3 protein-coding genes are annotated in these 1,978 nt (G+C 34.0%); all 3 read left to right on the forward strand.

Annotated features, from left to right (window positions below; genetic code table 11):
- Positions 1–311: 311 nt before the first annotated feature.
- The 3 genes from FTV37_RS17205 (at position 312) to FTV37_RS17215 (ending at position 1,652) form a co-directional block, all read left to right on the forward strand.
- Positions 312–725 carry a conjugal transfer protein TraD gene (locus FTV37_RS17205; RefSeq protein ID WP_042087981.1) on the forward strand — a complete coding sequence of 138 codons (414 nt, stop codon included), beginning with the start codon at positions 312–314 and terminating at the stop codon, positions 723–725.
- Positions 726–792: 67 nt separating this feature from the next.
- Positions 793–1,017 (forward strand): hypothetical protein, encoded by a 225-nt coding sequence (locus FTV37_RS17210; protein WP_018680094.1) that lies wholly within the window; start codon positions 793–795, stop codon positions 1,015–1,017.
- Positions 1,018–1,049: 32 nt separating this feature from the next.
- Positions 1,050–1,652 (forward strand): hypothetical protein, encoded by a 603-nt coding sequence (locus FTV37_RS17215; RefSeq protein WP_179995850.1) that lies wholly within the window; start codon positions 1,050–1,052, stop codon positions 1,650–1,652.
- Positions 1,653–1,978 lie beyond the last annotated feature (326 nt).

Raw genomic sequence — 1,978 nt, forward strand, 5'->3', positions numbered from 1 at the left:
TGATCTTTCCCAATACCTGTTTAAGTTGCATGCGGTTGCTCCTAGCTGTGGTACTTCTTTTTTTCTTTAAATTTTCAATTGAAAGAAAAAAAGAAGTTTCAGGGTTTTAGGGATGAAGTCCCTAACGTGCTTAGGTTTCTCAATGAAATTGAGAAACGTCTAAGCGCGCCATCAAATTTTTGATGGAAGTACAGGCGATAATCTCTAGAACGACTTTAACAAAATTACGTTACTCGAACGTAAATATTTTGTTATCGTTCTTTGAGTATTGAGCCTGTGCTTTTGCGGTATCTGAATTAATGGAATTGAATATGAATAATGATTGGCTGTCTGAAAAAATCACCTATATTTCTGCTTTAAAGAATCCTAGTGATGCTCAAAAACTTTTACTTGAATTAGCCAAAATTCAGTACAGAACACCCGACCAAGAGAAAAAGATCAATGCCTTGATCAAAGCTGAAAAAGCCATAGATCGAGCAAATAAGCAAAAAGTTGCAGTTAGAAAATTACTGAATGCAGAAAAAGAAGCTGAACGTAAAGCTCGTACACGTCATCTCATTCAATTAGGCGCATTATTTGAAATAGCTAACCTAGATCAACGTGACCCAGCCGAATTACTTGGCGTTCTTCTAAAAACTGCTGAAATAGACCCAAATGATATGAAATGGCAAATTTGGAAGGATTTAGGACAAGAAACCTTAAATCAGCGTAAAAAAAATAATTAACTGATTACTTAATTTATTTATTTGGTAAAATCAAAAACTTATTTTATTAAGTTTTATAGAGTTTTTTATGAAAAAAACAATTATCGGGGCATTAGCTGTTTCAACACTTTTACTTTCTGCATGTAGTACATCACAACCTATGTGGAGAAAAGCAGGAATTACTCCACACGATGTTAATAATGCTTTAGCAAAATGTCGCTATGACGTAGGTTTAGCTAAAGTAAATCAAAATGAAAAAGCTGAAATGATACAAGATTGCATGATGGCACAAGGTTTCAGATATACCTATTAATCTTTATAAAATTCAAATAAATAGGTTTATTAATGAAAAAGTTCATAGGTTTCATATCCATCGCTATTTTTTGTACAAATTCTTTAGCAGAAATCCCTGTAAAAAATAATAGTATCCCTTTCAATAAGCTTCCTATAGAAATTAAAGAAGCAGTCCAAACTAATTATATTGAAGCATGTCAAGGTATAGCTGAAGATGAAGAAATGGCTATTAAAAATCCAAAAATCACTTTCCATAAAGGATTTTTGGTAAATGTAGATTTTAATGGCGATGGACTAAAAGATTACATTATCCGATCTTCAGCAGTTACCTGTGAAGGTGCTTACTCTATGTTTACTGGAAGTAGTGATGGCTTTATAGATATCTATTTTCAAAATGAGGCAGGTAAATACAATCATGTACTTAATTATTGGTTAGGTCGTGAAGGTTTAGGACTTCAAAAATCAAAAGATGGATATCGTTTTATATCTGAATATAACAACAGTTATTTAGCTTGGGATAAATCTATAAGTAAGTTTATTTCATATTATGGTCCCGAAAAAAGAAAAGATATTTTGGACATAAATGATGAAAACTCTACGACTAGTCAAACTTCTACAGAAAAAGGTGAAGTTTTAAGACAAGCATTTAATTAAGATATACTTTTACTACTTAAATAGCCTAAGCAGAAAAGAGGGTGTAATATAATTCCGCCCTCTTACCCCCCTCTAAAAAACAAATGCTCTCAACTTCTCAACTCGCCCCCAAAGCGTCGCACTTCGTGCTTTGGCTTTGGAAACGGTTGAGAGAGTTTCGGCAATACTCTCCCTAAAGGCGGTCATTTAAAAAAATGACGCATCCTTTAAGTATTGCCGATTTACCGCATATTCTTTTGGCTTCGGAGCCACGTATATCGGTCGTATCCGCACATAGCTTTGCAAACTATGCAGACAAGGACTAAAGGTCTTGCACCTCTCCCCAC

Source organism: Acinetobacter sp. YH16042, assembly GCF_013417245.1.
GTDB classification, from domain to species: domain Bacteria; phylum Pseudomonadota; class Gammaproteobacteria; order Pseudomonadales; family Moraxellaceae; genus Acinetobacter; species Acinetobacter amyesii.

Coding starts and splice junctions, on each gene's coding strand:
- FTV37_RS17210 (WP_018680094.1), top strand. CDS start 793: ATGAAAAAAACAATTATCGGGGCATTAGCTGTTTCAACACTTTTACTT.
- FTV37_RS17215 (WP_179995850.1), top strand. CDS start 1,050: ATGAAAAAGTTCATAGGTTTCATATCCATCGCTATTTTTTGTACAAAT.
- FTV37_RS17205 (WP_042087981.1), top strand. CDS start 312: ATGAATAATGATTGGCTGTCTGAAAAAATCACCTATATTTCTGCTTTA.